General features: G+C 50.5%; 15 protein-coding genes. 8 read left to right on the forward strand and 7 right to left on the reverse strand.

Annotated features, from left to right (window positions below; all coding sequences use genetic code 11):
- The first annotated feature begins 5 nt into the window (after positions 1-5).
- The 6 genes from SYN_RS06650 to glp (SYN_RS06675) all read left to right on the forward strand — a co-directional run bounded on the left by SYN_RS06650 (position 6) and on the right by glp (SYN_RS06675) (position 7667).
- A complete protein-coding gene (locus tag SYN_RS06650; RefSeq protein WP_011417303.1) occupies positions 6-299 on the forward strand; it encodes a hypothetical protein in 294 nt (97 codons plus the stop codon).
- Positions 300-1157: 858 nt separating this feature from the next.
- Positions 1158-1508, forward strand: a complete 351-nt coding sequence (locus SYN_RS06655; protein ID WP_011417306.1) for an NHLP leader peptide family RiPP precursor — start codon at positions 1158-1160, stop codon at positions 1506-1508.
- 90 nt (positions 1509-1598) lie between these two features.
- The gene (locus tag SYN_RS06660; RefSeq protein WP_011417307.1) at positions 1599-2591 is read left to right on the forward strand and encodes a radical SAM protein; all 993 of its coding nucleotides are present in this window, start codon (positions 1599-1601) and stop codon (positions 2589-2591) included.
- 9 nt (positions 2592-2600) lie between these two features.
- Complete coding sequence (locus SYN_RS06665) at positions 2601-4865, forward strand: TOMM precursor leader peptide-binding protein (RefSeq protein WP_011417308.1); 2265 nt, start codon at positions 2601-2603, stop codon at positions 4863-4865.
- A gap of 28 nt (positions 4866-4893) precedes the next feature.
- Entirely contained in the window at positions 4894-6255 is a 1362-nt protein-coding gene (locus SYN_RS06670; protein ID WP_041584826.1) for a SagB/ThcOx family dehydrogenase, read from the forward strand.
- A gap of 128 nt (positions 6256-6383) precedes the next feature.
- Complete coding sequence (glp, locus tag SYN_RS06675; RefSeq protein ID WP_011417310.1) at positions 6384-7667, forward strand: molybdopterin molybdotransferase MoeA; 1284 nt, start codon at positions 6384-6386, stop codon at positions 7665-7667.
- Positions 7668-7809: 142 nt separating this feature from the next.
- Here the strand turns inward: glp (SYN_RS06675) and modC are convergent, their stop codons facing one another.
- From modC to SYN_RS06710, 7 genes are all read right to left on the reverse strand, one after another.
- Complete coding sequence (modC, locus tag SYN_RS06680; protein ID WP_011417311.1) at positions 7810-8865, reverse strand: molybdenum ABC transporter ATP-binding protein; 1056 nt, start codon at positions 8863-8865, stop codon at positions 7810-7812.
- A gap of 1 nt (position 8866) precedes the next feature.
- Positions 8867-9553 carry a molybdate ABC transporter permease subunit gene (gene modB / locus SYN_RS06685; RefSeq protein WP_041584828.1) on the reverse strand — a complete coding sequence of 229 codons (687 nt, stop codon included), beginning with the start codon at positions 9551-9553 and terminating at the stop codon, positions 8867-8869.
- 10 nt (positions 9554-9563) lie between these two features.
- The gene (modA, locus tag SYN_RS06690; RefSeq protein WP_202943604.1) at positions 9564-10316 is read right to left on the reverse strand and encodes a molybdate ABC transporter substrate-binding protein; all 753 of its coding nucleotides are present in this window, start codon (positions 10314-10316) and stop codon (positions 9564-9566) included.
- Between the two features lie 325 nt (positions 10317-10641).
- A complete protein-coding gene (locus SYN_RS06695) occupies positions 10642-11067 on the reverse strand; it encodes a TOBE domain-containing protein (protein WP_011417314.1) in 426 nt (141 codons plus the stop codon).
- 138 nt (positions 11068-11205) lie between these two features.
- Positions 11206-13164, reverse strand: a complete 1959-nt coding sequence (locus SYN_RS06700) for a molybdopterin biosynthesis protein (protein WP_041584829.1) — start codon at positions 13162-13164, stop codon at positions 11206-11208.
- A gap of 28 nt (positions 13165-13192) precedes the next feature.
- Positions 13193-14425 carry a molybdopterin molybdotransferase MoeA gene (gene glp / locus SYN_RS06705; RefSeq protein WP_011417316.1) on the reverse strand — a complete coding sequence of 411 codons (1233 nt, stop codon included), beginning with the start codon at positions 14423-14425 and terminating at the stop codon, positions 13193-13195.
- Positions 14426-14704: 279 nt separating this feature from the next.
- Positions 14705-16084: an aldehyde dehydrogenase gene (locus tag SYN_RS06710; RefSeq protein WP_011417317.1), complete on the reverse strand. Its 1380-nt coding sequence runs from the start codon at positions 16082-16084 to the stop codon at positions 14705-14707.
- A gap of 382 nt (positions 16085-16466) precedes the next feature.
- Between SYN_RS06710 and SYN_RS06715 the strand changes: the two genes are divergently transcribed.
- Entirely contained in the window at positions 16467-16886 is a 420-nt protein-coding gene (locus tag SYN_RS06715) for a hypothetical protein (protein ID WP_011417318.1), read from the forward strand.
- 311 nt (positions 16887-17197) lie between these two features.
- Positions 17198-18403, forward strand: a complete 1206-nt coding sequence (locus SYN_RS06720) for an ISL3 family transposase (protein WP_011416422.1) — start codon at positions 17198-17200, stop codon at positions 18401-18403.
- Positions 18404-18432 lie beyond the last annotated feature (29 nt).

Here is an 18432-nt window from a genome sequence, read left to right on the forward strand (position 1 = left end):
AATTTATGAGTGATTCTGCAGAAAAGACACAGAAAGAAGTTAAGTTTAACCAGGATAACCTGTATCGGGAAGAGACAATCACCGATCTCAGTGTTGGTTCTATTCGTATGCTGACCCCCATAAAAATTGATGGGACTGTTGACGCCAATCGCACCCCCCTTTTTATCGGCCAGGCTCAGCTGATGTCACCGGAAGGTCCTATGCCTATTCAGTGTCCTATAGATGCAAAATCCCTGACTGAAGCCATGGAAAAATTTCCCGAGTCCATGGAGTGGATGATGAAGCAAATTATCTCATAGGGTAAAAAATGCAGAGCGGAAAATTAAGAAGTATTTTTCTGCAGTGCAAATAATATTTTGCACCATGAATATCATTTGCTCCTGGCAGTACGAGGGGAAATATCTCTTTCATTTCAATGGGCTGTTGCTGAATTCCTTGAAGGAAGAGTGGCTGCTTTTATTTGCATGAGCGAAAGAGAAAAATTTTCTTACCTTATGACTGAGACAAACAGAACCCGTCTGTAATGCCTGCCATCCGTTCAGCCGTCTTTTTCCTGCTCTGCGTGTCTCTTACTATGGGAATGAGATCACCCGACGCACGTTGGCCGATCCTCCGGCTGTTTCCGGAACATCTTATAATGAGTGCTCAATCTTAAATAAGGTTTTGAAGAATTACAGTTTGTGAATTGACGGTCGAAGCCGATATTTCCTTTCTCAGAGCTGATTTGCTTCCCCGTCAACAATTCTTCAAATTTTAAGAGGGATGCCTTATTCCCGTATTGACATAACGATTCTCTTCTGTCTATATTCGCACCGGAAAAAGCAATGGCCGATAAAATAATGCTGAATTGGGATTTTTTTAAGGATATACGGAACAGAGAAACTGGACGCAATATTCCCTTCTTGTAGAGTACTCCATCCTTAAAACATCATATGAGTTCTGCAGGTTCTTCGAATCCATGGCGGTACCCGTGTCGTTGGGGTGTAATCATTTTCCAGTACGATAATGCGGTTATGTCCCGGTATAACTATTCCACCGCTCAGGTCATTGCGGAAAAGATGAGAAAATCGGTTTGAATATTGAGTCTATTCTGATCCATGGGGAAATGACGATATTTCTTTTCACGTTTCCAGAATAAATAAAGAGAAGGAAGTAAAATGATAGATGAACAAATAAAAGAACTGGAAAAAAAAATGGCGAAGCCGCTTGCAGGGCCAAGAACTGTTTATTTAGGTGATGAAGAAATAAAAGAACAGGACAAAAAGATGGCGAAGCTGTTTGCCAGGGCATGGAGTGATGAATCTTTTAAAGAAAGGTTTATATCAAACCCCAGATCGGTGTTGAAGGAATATGACATCTTTGTTCCTGCCGCTGTCGAAATCAAAGTTCTGGAACAAACGGATGCAGTCATGCACATTGTTCTTCCCTTGAAACCGGGTGAAGAATGGTCGATCAAACCGATAATGACTGAAGATACCGATGAAATATCCTGTGTGAGATGCGTTTAACCTGATTTCACCGATCTTCCCTGATCTGGCATGGGAGGTGGCAGGCGGGGGAGCATGCCATTATGTTGTTCCACCTCAGGAATTTAAAAGATGATGATTTCTCCTGTGGCGCCAGGCGAACTGAAAATTGAAATCACAGATGCCTGCAATATGAATTGTGCATTCTGTTATCTGGGCGGTGAGACCCGTCTGGGTAACCGATTTATGCCGGATGACGAGGTGTTGCGCTGGATTGACTGGGCGGTGGATAATTCCATTCCTGCTATCCGTTTCACAGGGGGAGAGGCGACACTGCATCCGCAGGTTGAAATGTTCTGCTACTATGCCCATCTGCGGGGGCGCTACATCGTTCTGAACACCAACGGAATGGGACATGCTGAACTCTATCGAAAGCTTTTCCGGGTTGTGAATGATTTGCGCATCAGTTTTCCGACGTTGGATGCCGGGCGCATGGACGAGCTTACCGGCTGTTCGGATGTGTCAGCCAGAAAACTGGAAATAATCAATCTGGCGCTGGAGGAGGGGGTGCCCCGTGTCCGCCTGCTCACGACACTGCTGCCGGAACTGCACGGAAAATTGGATCATTTTATCCAACTTGTCAAAACCTCGCCTCGGCTTTTCTGGATGCCATTGCGTTACGAATCAACGCCGATACTGCCCCGTCCCTGGACACAGTCCGATGCCCAGCTCTTTGCGGAAGAAATGGAAGGTTTAATGGTCCGCTACCCAGAGGAGGCCCAAGGGATTTTTCTGGCCATGCCATTTTGCGGAGTCAAGCCGACCGAGCTGGGTGCACGGGTGTTTCATGGCCGGACGCAGGATTGTGGGCCCTTCGTGGCGCTGAACGTCAATGCCCGCGGACGAATGCAGGCGTGCTTTGACGTGAGTGAAATGGAAGGCTGCAGGTCACTCGAGGAGATCCGGAGCTGTCCGGAGATACAAGCCTGCGCATCGGTCGAGGCGCTGCCTGCTGAATGCCGTCGCTGCCCGTATTCAGCCCGTTGCGCCGGTGGCTGCCGTAAGCCTTATGGCCTGGTTCAACACGGCGACCAGTGGATTGATTATCTGGCGGGGTTTTTATAAGGTGTCGCGATGAGCCGTTACAGGATCAAAAGGGGCATCGCTCCGATTGCCGACGGGAATTCCCGATGGTTCATCCTGGATGAAACCGGGCCTAAAAAAATTATCTCTGGACTGGCGTTGGAGGTCATTCGGTTGATCGCCAGCGATCTCGGCAACGAGGACAATCTGGCCGAAGCATTAGCGAATCGGTTCCCCCCAGAAAAGGTTTATTATGTCTTGATTCAACTCGAAAAGCAGGGTGTGATCGTCAAGGATTCAGTGCAGACTGAAACGCCGGCGGATTTGTTTCGATCTAAGGCGTATGGACAGGAAAGGACAGGATATCCGCCTTCCAGGAACGATGACTTGACTGTAAAAATATTTGCCATCGGCGAAGCGGAGACGTCTGCGGATGCCATCGCGTCATCGCTGTCTCGTTCCGATGTGGTGCGGATCGAACGCGTCCGGGATTGGCGCACTGAAAGGAGGTCTGCCGATACGGTTCACGTGGCCGTCACACCTGATTATCTCGAGCCGGAGCTGGCTGCCTTCGGACGTTTCGCCCAAAAGCTCAGACTCCGCTGGATGCCTGTAAAGCCCTGTGGGGTGATTCCGTGGCTCGGACCATTTCTTACGGAAGAAACAGGCTGCCTGGCTTGCCTGCTTGACCGGGTAATGGGACATCGGAGGCTGGAAGCGGATCAGATCCTTCAAAGTGGGAATAAAAAGTCTTTGCGCCTTTCCATAGGGCAGACAATTCATTCTTTGGAAACGGTTACCGGATTGCTGGCAGTGGAACTGGAAAAACTGGCCATGGGAGGTTCGTCGGAAATGACAGGTGTCATGGTCACCCTTGACTTCCAGACACTGCGGATGGAGCGTCATCTGCTTGCGAAACGTCCTCAATGTGCGGTGTGCGGGACCATCTCACAAAAAAACATCCGGCTTGAAACCCTTCCGAAGGAACCATTTTGCCTGGAATCACGAATAAAAGTGGATTATCGTGATGGCGGTGAGCGGGTCTGCTCAGCAGTGGAAACACTTGATAAATATGCCCACCTGATCAGCCCGGTCACAGGTGTGGTGGGACGGTTGATGCTGCTGGATGATATTCCTTCATGCTTCGGCTCGGTGATTCGCAGCGAATGGAACGTCCGGAACCGGGGAGAAGCGTTGCTTTACGAACAGAAGTCGCGCCTGTCGGCTACTGGTTTCAGTCTGGGAAAAGGCCGGAGCGAGCTGCAGGCGCGGGCCAGCGCTCTGGGTGAGGCCATTGAACGCTACTGTTCACAATACGAGGGTTATGAGACTCATATTCGGGCATCCTTTACGGAACTGGGTGATGTGGCGATTGCCCCTCACCATTTAATGGGTTTCAGTGAACAGCAATACAGGGACCGCGAAGCCTGGCGCAAAAAGGGGGGGACCACTCACGTTCCTGACCCTTATGATTTCGATCGTCCGATTGACTGGATGCCGGCCTGGTCGCTTACACAGAAGCGTTGGCGGCTGATTCCCAGTGCCTTTGTTTATTATTCCTATCCGCGGGAAAGGGGGGGAGACATCTGTCGCGGTTGCAGCAATGGTGTAGCAGCGGGGAACTGTTTAGAAGAGGCCGTCATGCAGGGCTTTTTTGAACTGGTTGAGCGCGATGCAACGGCGATGTGGTGGTATCATCGACTGCGGAAGCCAGCCGTGGATTGGCGCAGTTTAGATTCGACTTTTACCGCCGCAGTGGATGTATCCATGAAAGAGAAGGGCATGGGGCTGGATGTGCTCGATCTGACCAATGACCTGGGCATCCCCGTTTTTTCCGCCAATCTGTTTGGCTCAAAGGAAGACGACTGCCTTAAAGCGATTGGATTAGGCTGCCATTACGACCCGCATATCGCCTTGGAGAGGGCCATATCTGAATTGGGTCAATGTTGGATAATGGTGGATAGAAAGGAATACAGACTCAAGTTGCAGGACGCAGGCAGGGAACATTTTTTACGGGCGGACCCTCATCAGCCTCCAAGAATCTCTTCAGATTTCCACAGTAAACAGCGAGAGGATTTTCTTGACGACATTGAGGATGCAGTGCAGTTGCTGCGCACCAGGGGGTTGGAGATGCTGGTAGTGGACATGACCCGACCCGATGTTGGCTTTCCGGTAGTGAGGGTGATCGTTCCGGGACTTGTGCATTTCTGGCCCCGTTTCGGTTGCCGCCGGCTTTTCGACGTTCCCAGAGAGGCAGGATGGATTGACGGAGACGTGGGTGAAGATGATCTGAATCCTGTGCCGTTTTTTTTGTGATTTTTGTGAAATGAATGGGTTAATTTGCATGAACAAAAAACCTCGCCTTCAGAAGAGCAGCATATCATTAGCTGTGAAGCTGCGCGATGACATCACGATGGAGCGGTCAGGAAACGGGCGGATGACCCTGTTCAGAGCGGAGGAAAAGTTTCTGGACGTACCCGATAGTCCGCTTATGGAAGCCCTGATGATGAGCTGGATGACGGAGGAGTTGATTGACAGGCTGGCGGAATCATCATCCCATCCTGAGGCTGTCTACTTTTTGTGTGAAAGGATGTTTTCTCACGGTCTTCTCCAGGCACAAATCAGCATTGATGGGCAATCCCTGCTTTCTCTCTACCCCACACCGGACTGGCGTGCCTGGAAAGAAAAAATGCCTGCTTCATTACAGAGTCTGTCCCCCTACGCATGCCTGAGGCGTGTCGGGAAATCTATCTTACTTGAGATGCCGCTTTCTCAAAGAAAATGCGCCTTTCACGACGAAAACTGCCTGGTCTGGCTGATGGAGATCGTTCGGGAATGTGCAGCAGTGTCTTTTGAGGACGAGGGTCGCACCGCATTTTATCAAGCGCTGAGGCTTATGGATGCCCTGGTTGAAGGTGAAACAGACTCTGCTGTGTGGGAATTTCATGATCTGCTCTTTTTTCACAATTCGAGCATCGGGTTTCATGATGATCCGATAGGTGCGACCTGGCGACTCAAAGAAAAGACTCCGCCGGCGCCGCTTTTTAAATCCTGCGCAGGGGAATGCATTTCCCTGCCTGAAACGAACGGGCAGCTCATGGACAAGCTGAATTTTTCTTTTGCCCATGTGCTGGCAAAACGTCGCAGTCGTCGCATCCCCGGCAACCGGCCGATTACCTTGGAGGAACTTGGTGCATTACTGGACGTGTCCGCCCGAGTTCAGGAAATTCAGGATGATCCTTTCAGTCCTTGTTTGCGATCACTGCGGCCGTCACCCAGCGGCGGCGGATTGCACTCTCTGGAAATCTACCCTCTGGTGCGTCAATGCATCGGCCTTGCTCCGGGTGCCTGGCGCTACGATCCGGAACAGCATCGGCTGGAGTCCATCGCTGCGAATGAGACGTCACTGGAGGCCTATCTGCAGAGCAATCCTCACTTCCTGATCCCCGGTGCGGGACCTCCGCATATCCATCTGGTCCTAACCTCCCGTTTTCTGAGAGACGCATGGAAGTATGAAAAAATCGCCTTTCGACTTGTTTTACAGGATTTGGGTTGCTTTTATCAGACCTTCAGTCTTACAGCCACGGCACTGGGATTGGCCTCCTGCATTCTTGGCACGGTGGACGCGAGACGGCTTGGTGAGATGATGAAACTTGACCCGATTCTTGAACCTGTCATCGGTGAAATGACATTATCGTCTTCATAAAAAAGTCAGACCAATAAAAAGTCACACTCGAGGAAGAAATGTAACAACTGACTGATTCTAAAAGTGAACCTTATCGTTGAGCTCTCCTGCAGGCATTTGTGATTTGGCCGGAATTCCTTTAACTGATCATGGCTCAACAATTATTTTTTATAATAACAGTTTGGAAAAGAGGAATGAAAAATATAAATTTACCCATATCCATCGACGAAGCTCAAAAAATAATCTTAGAATCTGTAAAACCTCTGACCGATGAAGGCATTTCGATAATGGAATCTGCCAATCGTGTTCTGTATGAGGACATTGTAGCAAGTACAATGATCCCTCCAAGAGATAATTCCGCAATGGATGGCTACGCGGTCATTGCAGCGGACACGAAGGGAGCAACAGAGACAAGTCCTGTAAAACTTCAAGTTATAGCGGAAATAAGGGCTGGTGGCCTGCTGGATGGCAAAGAGGTGTTGAAGGGAACGGCAATAAGAATAATGACCGGTGCGCCCCTCCCGAAAAGTGCTGATTCGGTCATTCCGTTTGAAGATGCGGAAGAAGAAGCCGGATACATAAGAATATTCAATGAGACAGTGAAATACAGTAATTGCAGATTCGCCGGAGAGGATATCAAAAAAGGCGACAAGGTATTGGAAAAAGGCGACAGGCTCAGATCCGCGGATGTAGGCATCCTTGCTTCCCTGAATTATCAAACGATTAAAGTCTATAAACAGCCGACTGTCTCGATTATCTCTACAGGCGATGAACTGGCCGAAATCGGTGAAGAAGTTCAAATGGGTCAGATTCGAAACAGCAATGCCTATTCTTTATACTCTGAAGTGAAAAAATATAGCGGTCTCCCTGATTATCTGGGCATTGTGAAAGATACCTTGAAAGATACGAGGGAAATGTTTTTGAAGGCCATGAAATCCGACGTCATTATATCCACGGGCGGCGTATCCATGGGGAAATACGATTTTGTTAAGGAGATTTATTCTGATCTGAATATTGAAACAAAATTTGAATGGATTAAGGTCAAACCCGGGAGACCGTGCACTTTTGGTGTTAAAGAAAACAAACTGTTTTTTGGCCTGCCAGGAAATCCTGTTTCGACTCTTACATCATTTCTTCAATTTGTCCGACCGGCGTTACTCAGGTTAATGGGTGCAAAAAGGATCAGAAAGCCGGTTCTTAATGCAATTCTTGAGGAGGATCTCAAAAAGCAACCGGGCAAAGCTTTTCTGCTGAGAGGGCATTTTTCTATTCGAAACAACGAGTTTTATGTTTCAACAACAGGGAATCAGAACTCATCCGTACTTCGTTCAATGAGCAGAGCGAACTGTCTGATTGTTATCCCGGAAAATACTTCAGAAGTAAAGGCAGGAGAAAAAGTTGCGATCCAATTAATTGACCATGATGAAATATGAGAAATGTTTACCGTCCTGAGCAATGATCTTCCTCCGCTTTATCAGGTACGCCGTAAAGTGTTCGGTGACAATGATGATATGCGGCTGGAAACCTTCCGTGATAAGGCATCTGTCTTAAACAAATAACCTTGATCAGAACAACTTACATGATTTGTCTGAAAGCCGAGGCCTTGATCGCAGCGTAGAGTTCGCGCCCCGTCTCGATTTCCAGTTCCCTGGCCGCCGGCAGCGTCACTTCAGCCACAAGGTGTTCTCCACCACAGTCAAGTTTGACTCCGATCCTGTGCCCGGAGGGGAAGGCGTCGACCACGGTGCATTTGAGGAGGTTCCGGGCGCTGATTGCATGAGGAAATCTACGTAAGAGGATGATATCCCGTGACGAGAGTTCGAACAGTGTTCCCGGCTGGCCCTCACCGGCAACGATGAGCAGCTCGCCATCACCCCACGGATAGGCATGCAACTCGTCGCGAAGTCGAGGATCTTTCAGCTTCAGAATGTTGATGTATCCGGTAAGGCTCTGTCCCATTCTGGATAGCGCCAGTTGTTCGGTTGGCATCTGATCGGCGATCCTTCCGTCTTCCACAACCAGGACCTGATCGGACATAAGGCGCATTTCCTTAAGCGAATGGGAAATGAACAGGTAGGGAATCCCGAACCGCTTACTGACGTTTTTCAGATAAGTGATGATCTGATATTTCAGGTTGTCGTCCAGGGCGGAGAGAGGTTCATCCATAAGAAGCAGGCGGGGGTTGGAAAGTACGGTCCTGCCGATGGAAACCCGCTGCTTCTCGCCCCCCGAGAGGTTGTTCACCCCCCGATCCAGGAGGTGTCCGATCTCCAGCACATCCACCAGATCAGAGAGTGTAATCCTGCGGTGCTGGGAAGGACACCGTCTGTACCCATACAAGAGGTTGCGTTTCACATTCAAGTGGGGAAACAGATTGGGATGCTGGAAGACCATGCCGACCCTCCGCTCTTCCACAGGGATGTTCTGCCGCCGGGAACTGTCGAAAAGAGTTTCCCCATCGATTATGATAACGCCGGAGTCCGGCTTGTGAAGGCCGGCAATGAGTTTCACAAGAGTTGACTTGCCGCTCCCGGAGGGACCGAAAACCCCCGTTGATACCCCGCTGGCCGTAAAGTTTGCAGCAAAAGAGAAGGAGCCGAAGTTTTTCTGTACATCTACCCGCAGTTCCATGTCAGTCCGCCTTAACCAGCCGCCGTGACAAAAACTCGTGGAACAGGAGGATGATCACCGACAGGGAGATAGACACCATGCAGAGTGCCAGCGCCATGACATCCCCGCTGGGAGAGCTTGTATATTCATAAATGGCCAGCGGTATCGTCTGGGTCACTCCGGGGATGTTGCCTGCCACAATGATTGTGGCCCCGAACTCGCCCAGTCCACGGGCGAACATGAGAGCGGAACCGGCCAGAATTCCCCGGAAAGAGAGAGGAAGGATAACAGTGATGATGTTGTCAAAGGTTCCGGCGCCGAGGGTGCGTGCTGCCTGGAGAAGCCTCTCATCGATGCTTTCCATTCCGATGCGGATTGCACGAACCAGCAGGGGAAACCCGACCACCGCCGTGGCGATGACTGCCGCTTTCCAGGTGAAGATCAGTCTGATATCGAGCGGCTGGAGCAGATATTTCCCGACCCACCCGTTTCTGCCGAGCAGTAGAAGCAACAGGTAACCGATAACGACCGGCGGCAGGGTCAGGGGAAGGCTGATCAGAACATCGAGGATAACCTTCCCCCGAAACTGTTTATAGGTCATGAGCCAGGCCAGCGCGAAGCCGACCGGCAGCGACAGCAGGGTTGCCGTCGATGCCACCTTCATCGACAGAAATATTGCGGAATAATCGGCAGAGGTAAAGGACGGCATATTCACCTGATTACTTTGCCGTAAACCCCAGTTGTTCCAAGGACTTTCTGGCTTCAGCCGAATTCAGATAATTGAAGAAGGCAGCGGCATCCTTGTTTTTACTGCCGGCTGCAGTTAATCCTTTGGGATACGTTACCCGCGGATAGAGTTCCTGGGGCACGACGAAAAGGATTTTAGTGTTTTTGGCCAGGAGGGCATCCGTCTTGTAAACGAAGGAGCCATCGACTTCACCCTGTTCGGCATACATGAGACACGCCCGCACGTCCTTGGCCATAACCAGCTTTCTTTCAAGCTCTTTGTCCATGCCGGATTTTTTCAGTGCAGCCATGGCGTATTCCCCCGCCGGAACACTCTGGGGACTTCCGATGGCGATTTTTTCCAGTTCTGCCAGATCCTGCATACTCCTGACTTTCATACCCGGCTTCCCCACAAAAACCAGCTCGTTATAGGCAAAAGTGCCGATGCTTCGGTCGTCCATCAGCTTCTTTTCCTTCAGATAATCCATCCATTTCTCATTGGCGGAAATAAAGATGTCCGCCGGTGCGCCGCTCTCAATCTGTTTGGCCAATGCGCCGGAAGCGCCGTAGTTCTTGATGAACTTCACTCCGGGATTCTTTTTGGCGAAATTGTCGGTGAGCTGGTTCACGGCGTCTTTCATGCTCGCGGCGACGGAAAGATTCACATCCCCGGCCATGGCCATCGAGGTCAACAGAAATAGAGCCAGAATAATCATCATGAATCCAGTTGCCAGATACTTAAACATAGATTTCATCATTGAAGTTCCTTTCAGAAATAGAATATGACCGGCTTCTTACCGGAATATGTGGATGGAAAACGCACAGACCCTTGATTCGCGCCATCCTCACGCCAATCAGGTCGTTACGACAATGTTGCTCTACAAGCGTTGAGTTTTATCCTGTGCTGACGACTGCATCCATCTTTCTTCAGTCACGGGAAGGGGGTATCAGGCAATGCGATGGCGGGAATTACGGATAATCGAGAATCGTTCTCCCTTTTTTCCACAGCACGGGATATTCTTCCCAAAGGCGGGAGAAACAGCCGTCTTCGGGAAGAATGTATCGGTCCTTTTACTCAACACCAATAATAACGCTGCTGGCCTTGATCATGGCGTAGGCGCTGCTTCCTGCCTTGAGCCCCAATCTTTTTGCGCTTTCTTCGGTAATCACCGCAACAATCGTATTGCCGGCGCCGACATCCAGGTCAACTTCAGCGCTGACAGGCCCTTCGACAACCTTCACCACAGTGCCGTTCAAGATATTGCGTGCGCTGATTTTGGCCTTTTCCAGTTCCGTTCCGACGATGATACTGCTTGCCTTGACGATGGCGAAAGCCGCGGTCCCCTGTTTCAAGGCAAGGTTGTCGGCGCTTGTATTGGTAATCACCGACACAAGCGCCGATCCGCCCTTCAGGTCGAGGATGACTTCGGTATTCACCGCCCCCTTCCTGACGCTTGCCACCGTGCCGCTTAAAACATTTCGTGCACTCAGTTTCATGGCCTGCTTCCTCCTTTTGTTGATGACATCATTAATGACTTATGTCTCATAATACATAACGCACTCATAAATCAACAACTTTATGAAAAGGCCTTGAATTCATCAGTAATTCAAAAAAAAGGGATATTTTCAGGGCAACTACAGCTCGATCACGATGTCCCCCATGTGAGTCGTGTCGTAGCCGGGCAACTCGTCAACGACGCGTCGCAGGTTGGGGCCTTGAATCAGATCGAAGAGTGGTTGTAGGAGGTCGCTATCGTAGTGTATGCGGGGAATGACCAGATCGTAACGTTCTTTCTCAAAGGGAATGAAATCCAGCCTAAGTGCGTGCGCAGCAGCGGCAATGCCCAGACCGCAGTCCACCGCTCCGGATTGCACAGCAACGGCAACAGCCAGGTGAGTATATTCTTCACGCTGGTAACCCTTTACATTCCCAGGTTCGATCCCGAGCTTTTCCAGATGATAGTCAAGCAGGACCCGTGTGCCTGCTCCGCGCTGGCGGTTGACATAGCGCACGTCATCACGCGCCAGGTCGGCCAGTCCCTTAATTCCCTTGGGATTTCCCGGAGCCACGATCAGCCCCTGCTCGCGTTGCATGAAGGTCATCAGCACGACAGGTAAATTTGGCAGGTATTGCTTTATATAGGAAATATTGTATTCACCTGTAGCCGGGTCCAGGAGATGGGAACCTGCCAGATGAGCATCCCCGCGTCGCAGGGCCATCAAGCCGCCCAGACTCCCGGCGTTGGAGCTGGAGAAGCGGCGACCGGAATCCGCCAGGTATTGAGACAGGATATCGAGGCAAAGGTCGTGACTCCCGATATGAACAATGGTTCGGTCGATTTCCGACGGGTCACGATACAGCTCTACGGTGACATCCTGCCCTGCATCGACCCCCTCCGAAAATCTCGGGATGCGGACAATTCCATCCGCCCGGACAAGGGAGGTGATGACGCCCGCCCCACGGGACAGGGGAGCGGCAACGGTTCTTTCACCAACCCGCCCGACGGTCACCCGCACCCATTCGTCTTCACCCATCGGCGAGAGCAGCTTGCGGCTGATGGTTGCTTTCACCTTGGGTTTTTCCCTTGGCGTCAATCCGAGCCAGTGGGAAATCAGGGGCTCCACAAAAATTTCCCCGGTCAGGGCGCAGGAAACCGGATAGCCCGGAACGCCGATGATAGGCGTGTGGCGTTCGGTCACGGTGCCGAGGACAACCGGATGACCCGGACGGATTGCGACGCCGTGAACAAGCAGGGTTCCCAGTTCCTCAACAATACTCGATGTAAAATCTTCACTCCCCGCCGAGGAACCGGCATTGACGAGAACGAGGTCATGGGTGACCGCCGCTTCCCGCACCGTTTCCCGGATGCGCTCATAATCGTCAGCCACGATCGGGTATCTGGTGGGCAGGCCGCCCCATTCGCGGATCTGGGAAGCCAGTACCAGTGAGTTGTATTCGATGATATCGCCCGTCTTTAATCCCGCCTGCGCCGCCTGCTCGACCGTAACGAGTTCGGTCCCCGTCGGGATCACCGCCACACGCGGCCGGCGACGAACGCTGACCGTTGCATGTCCGCAACCGGCAAGCGCTCCCAGGTCCACCGGTTTCAGCCGATAATTGGCCGGGAGTACCAGTTCGGTGGCGACCATGTCTTCACCCATGGGGCGAATCGCTGTCCAGGGGGCAACGCCGGCCTGGATTTCTATTAATTCGCCGCCGACTTCTTCCTCAATATGCTGGGTATGTTCGATCTGGATGACCGCGTCAGCCCAGGAAGGTATCGGATCGCCGGTATCGACATAGCTGGCCGGTCCTTCGGGACCGATCCTGAGGCGTTTCGGCGATGTCTCGGTTGCGCCGATCGTGTCCGCCGAACGGACCGCGTAACCGTCCATCGCGCTGGCATGATAACCCGGGGAAGACAAGGCCGCCCACACGGGCGCTGCCGTCACGCGACCCAGCGCTTCATCCAGCGGCAGCTCCTCGCCGGGGAATGCGACCCACGATCCGGAGCTTTCCATGGCCATGATCAACCGACGCCATGCTTCATCCAGAGGAATATCTTCAAGATAAAATTTCCTGTTCCTGCTCATCCCCGTCTCCTTTTTTCTTATTACATTCTCAGAATAACTCCACCTCGACCCGTTCGCCCTTGTGTAAACCATTGGAATCGAGTGGCACGCATACCATTCCTTCAGACTTGACCAGGGTGTAAATCAGGTTGGATTTGCCGAAAATCGGCTCGGCCCGGAGCTCGCTTTCACGCTCCACAAGCCGGACCTGCACAAAGTCTTCACGACCGGTGACCGACGCAATGTTATGGGCCAGTATTGCCGTCACCCTTTGTCGGGCAGGCGGCTTCACCAAGCCCTGCAGCCGCCAGAGCAACGGCACCAGGAACAGTCCCGCCACAACCATTGCACTGACGGGGTTGCCCGGAAGGCCGATCACAGGCTTGCCGTTGCAGACCCCAAGGACGGTCGGCTTGCCGGGCCTTACTGCGACACCGTGGACCACCACACCAGGTTTCCCCAGGTTATTCACGACATCCGCTGTCAGGTCCCGTGTGGAAACGGAAGATCCAGCGGAGACCACCAGTACATCCGCAGTATCCAGCGCTTCACGGGTTGCGGAAAAGAGACAATCATAATCGTCCCTGATGATCCCCTTCTGCTGGGGGATGCCCCCGGAACGGGCCGCAAGACCTGCTATGGTGTAAGTGTTGACGTCCCGAACCTGACCGAGGCCGGGCGTCTGTTCCGGAGGAACGACCTCGTCCCCAGTGGAGACAATCGCCACACGCGGTCGGGCGGCAACCGTGACTTTCGTGATGCCTAACGCCATCAGTCCACCGAGATCCTGGGGGCGGAGGATGTGTCCCGAGTCAAACAGCGGTTCGCCTTCTTTTACGTCCTCACCGACTTCAATGACGTTCTCTCCTGGCGCTACGGCGCGTAGAACTTCTATGTTTTTCGCATCGAGCTTCTGAGTCCGCTCCACCATGACGACGGCGTCAGCCCCGGGCGGTATCATGCCGCCGGTGTAAACAATGGCCGCCTGAGCCAGACCGACCTCCAATTCAAAGCCGCGCCCCATCGGCACTTCGCCGATTACATTGAGATAGGCCGGCAGCGATTCCGTCGCACCGAAGGTATCTTTGGCACGCACTGCATAACCGTCCATCGTGCTGCGTGGAAAAGAGGGCAGTGAAGACGGAGCGGTCAATTTCTCAATCAGGACGCGATCAAGCGCTTCAGCCGTATCAACATTCTCCGTCATGACATTCGGAGAAAGCTGATCGAACAGGACTTTGAGTGCTTCCACAGGCGGAAGAACCTGGAACATTTCCGGCATGACATCTCCTTGGCAAAAAGTAATAATTCAATCTATACGACCCCTTCCATGCTTGTCAATCGTTACTTGCCCAACGGTTTGCCCTTGTATTAGATGTCAACGAAGCACGGAACAGGAAGGATCATCGATTGATGTTATCAAATAATCAACATGATATTTCGGCTTGGTGCACAATAATTCAGCCCGGAACTTAACCACCTTTAAAAAGCTGATGAGCCGATTCCCGGGTCAATCCGATTGTTCCGAAACAGATCTTACTTTTTCTGCATACAGAACGCATCACTTCATGATTTTTTCCAATATATTTATGACCCTGCCTTTGTTGGGTTCGGCAAGTTTCACGGGATCAACAATGCTCGAACTTTTGAGAATGCTTTTATAGTGTGAAAAGGTATCAAAACTGTATTTCCCATGATATTTACCCATCCCGCTGGAACCTATGCCTCCGAAAGGCAGAAAATGGGAGACCACATGCATGATCGTATTGTTGATGGCGCCGCCGCCGAAGGAAATTTCTTCGGTGATTCGCTTCTGGACCGATTCATCATCGGAAAATAAATACAGTGCCAGAGGTTTAGGCCGTTCGTTGATTTTATGGATAATGTGGTCCAGAGCGGAATAGGTAAGAACGGGCAGGATCGGTCCGAAAATTTCGTCCCCCATGATTGGATCATCCCAGTCCACAGGTGACAGAATCGTCGGTTCAATATAGCGATCTTCAGCATTGCTTCCACCGCCGTGGATTATTTTTTGTGAGTCCAGAAGTCCAGTCAGCCGTCGAAAATGCCGGTCATTGATAATTCGGCAATAACGCTTATGTCGGGAGGCATCTTCCACGTAATATTTTTGAATGACTTTTATCAGTTCTTCGATAAAGGCATCTCTCTTTGATTGATGCACCAGCACATAATCCGGAGCCACGCAGGTCTGGCCGGCATTGAGGAATTTTCCCCAACTGATGCGGTGGGCGGCTGTCACCAGGTTTGCATCTTCATGAACGATCGTCGGACTTTTACCTCCCAATTCAAGGGTAAGGGGGGTCAGGTTTCGGGCTGCCGCGGCCATCACGATTTTGCCCACCGACACACTGCCGGTAAAGAAAATATAATCGACAGGCAATGCGATAAGCGCCTGCGTCTCTTCCACCCCGCCCTGCACCACATGCAGGTATTCCTGAGGAAATGCATTGTTGATTATTTTTTCCAATACTTCCGAAGTGTGGGCGGATAGTTCCGAAGGTTTGAGGAGGGCGGTATTGCCGGCTGCTACGGCGCCGACAAGGGGCATCATGAGAAGCTGAAAAGGATAATTCCAGGGAGAAATGATCAGCGTTAGGCCGTAAGGTTCTTTCTGCAGATAACTTTTTGACGGCAGCATGTAAACCGGCGTTTCCACCGATTCGATTTGAGCCCAGGAGGAAATATTCTTCAAGGCATATTTTACTTCAGCATAAAATCCGGCAAGCTCGGTCGAATAACCATCCATAGGATCTTTATGAAGATCTTGATAGACGGCTTCCAGTATTTCCTGTTCATGAGCCGCGACTGCCTGTTTGAGCTTTGTCAGACATTCAATACGAAAGCTGATGTCGCGGGTTTTTCCTGATCTGAAAAATTCTTTTTGTGAATGGAATAATTTTTCTAAAGCGGCTTTTTCCATTTTTGACCTCGTTACGGTTTCCTGAATTAGATTTTTTTCTTTGCTGGGGTGCAATTGAATCCAGTACTTTTTCAGTGAACATTATAATATTTCAAAAAGGAGAAAAACTTGTTCCTGCTGAAGCAGAGAAGAGATGAAAAGAGGAAAGGCTGCTGATGAGATCATACTATAGTTACTCAGAGGAATTTTCAAAAGCATCTGATTTAAAAAGGCGTCGCTTTTGTAAGATGAAAATTATATAGGCAGAACAGGCTTGTATGTCAATGAGATATCATGTAATCATTGCGGTCGTGCCACGGAAAAGAATTAAGATCCGACACCCGGGAAACAACAGTGCCGACCAACTCGATACCCTGTTTTGATAACCGGGAGGGAAAGCAACATGAAGAATCCGGATATGATGAAAAGTAAACAGGAAAGGAATCCTGTTCTCGATGAAAAAATCCGGCGCCATGCAAAGGACGGTGAAATAAGCTGTGCGGAAGCCATGCAGATCGCTGCGGAATTTGGCGAATCGCCATTGACAGTGGGTCGCATGCTTGACTCGATGGGTATCCATCTCGGTAAGTGTCAGTTAGGACTGTTCGGTTGTATTCATCCGCAGAATAGATTAGTAAAAGCCGCTCGGACGGTTTCCCCGGAGCTGGAAGAAGAAATCCGGAAAGCCCTGCAGAGGGAATTTCTGCCCTGTGCGATGGCGTGGCATATCGCTCACAAAAGAGATATTACTGGAATGGCCGTTGCTGAGGCCTGCGAATACCTGAAGATTCGGATCAAGCCCTGCCAGTTTGGCGCCTTTTAACATTATCCGTTCGATGATTGTGTCGGAACAAAAGGTTGCCAGGTGATTGTCGTCCGGAGGTTCCTGGATGCGTCGGCTGTTCAACCCGCTTTTTATTGATGAAAATTCTCCATTGAAAGCAGGCTTGGCCTGAATGACGATTTTCCTGATATCTCTGTTTATTGGTTTAAGGCAAATTATTTTTGCCTGAGTCCATAAGAAATTTAGGTTCATCCGGTTAATGAGTACCTTGGTATTGCATAAAATCACATGGACATGGCAAGAGCCCTGTTGTTTGAGACCAATCGAACAACAAAAGGAGGCTCCAGACCATGTCCACATCGGTTCTTTATCATGCTTTCAATCTGAAGGGTATTACTTATAGAGCAACACGCTTCACGGGTGACGTCATCGAATATTTTGCAGATGTGAAAGAAGAATACATTCGCTGTCCAAAGTGCGGGCAGCGTAAATTTACCTTTAAAGGACAGAAAACACGGAGTTTTCATCTGGGACCTATGGGGCGTAAGAGGTGTTTCCTTGTACTTTCCCTTCATCGAATAAAATGCAACACTTGCGACACCCTTTGGTGGCCCGATCTGCCTTTTATGGTGGGGAAGCATAGATTTGCCCGATCCTTTGCTCTGATTGTTCTGGATCTGCTTCGATTCGGCACGATTCGCTGGGTTGCCGATTACCTCGGCGTGGGTTGGGATATGATCAAAGAGATTCATAAGTTGAAATTGCAGCGCCTCTATCGGAACATTCCTCTTCATAAAGTTCGGTATATCGGTATCGATGAATTCAGCATCCGGAAAGGCCATGAGTACATGACCACGGTGATGGATCTCTCCGAAGGACGAATCCTTTACGCCACTGAGGGAAAGGGCAAGGAGGGGATTTTACCCTTCCTGAAAAAACTTGCACGCAAGGGGAAAAAACTGCGAGCGGTTGCAATGGACATGGGAATTTCCTTCTTCTCCGCCGTCCGGGAAGCCCTTCCCAATATCGATGTCGTCTTCGACCGTTACCATATTATGGCTCTGATGAATCAAGGCATCGAAAACTTGCGCAGAAATCATCAGAAAGAACTTGATGATACCGGGAAGCAAACCCTCAAGGGAAACCGCTTCCTCCTTTTGCGAAATTATGATTCCCTGAAGCCGGACCATAAGGAACGTCTCGATGCCCTGATGCAGGCCAATCAGCCTCTATTCGTCATGCATTCCATGAAAGAGCAACTCAGACTCTTCTGGGAAATACCGGAGTACGCCCAGGCTGTTACCTTCCTTGACACCTGGTGTAAGGACGCCATGCTGTCCGGAATCAAAGAACTCGTCAAAGTAGCCAAAACGCTCTCCGGATACAGGACTGCGATACTCAATTATTTCAAACATCACATTACAAATGCCGCCCTTGAGGGCACAAACAACAAGATTAAAACTTTAAAAAGGCAGGCCTATGGATTCCGGGATATGGAATACTTCAAACTCCGCCTCTATCACCTGCATACTCAGAGGTACTCATTAACCGGATGAACCGAAATTTATTCCAATTATTCAAATTC

Source organism: Syntrophus aciditrophicus SB, from assembly GCF_000013405.1.
GTDB classification, from domain to species: Bacteria; Desulfobacterota; Syntrophia; order Syntrophales; family Syntrophaceae; genus Syntrophus; species Syntrophus aciditrophicus.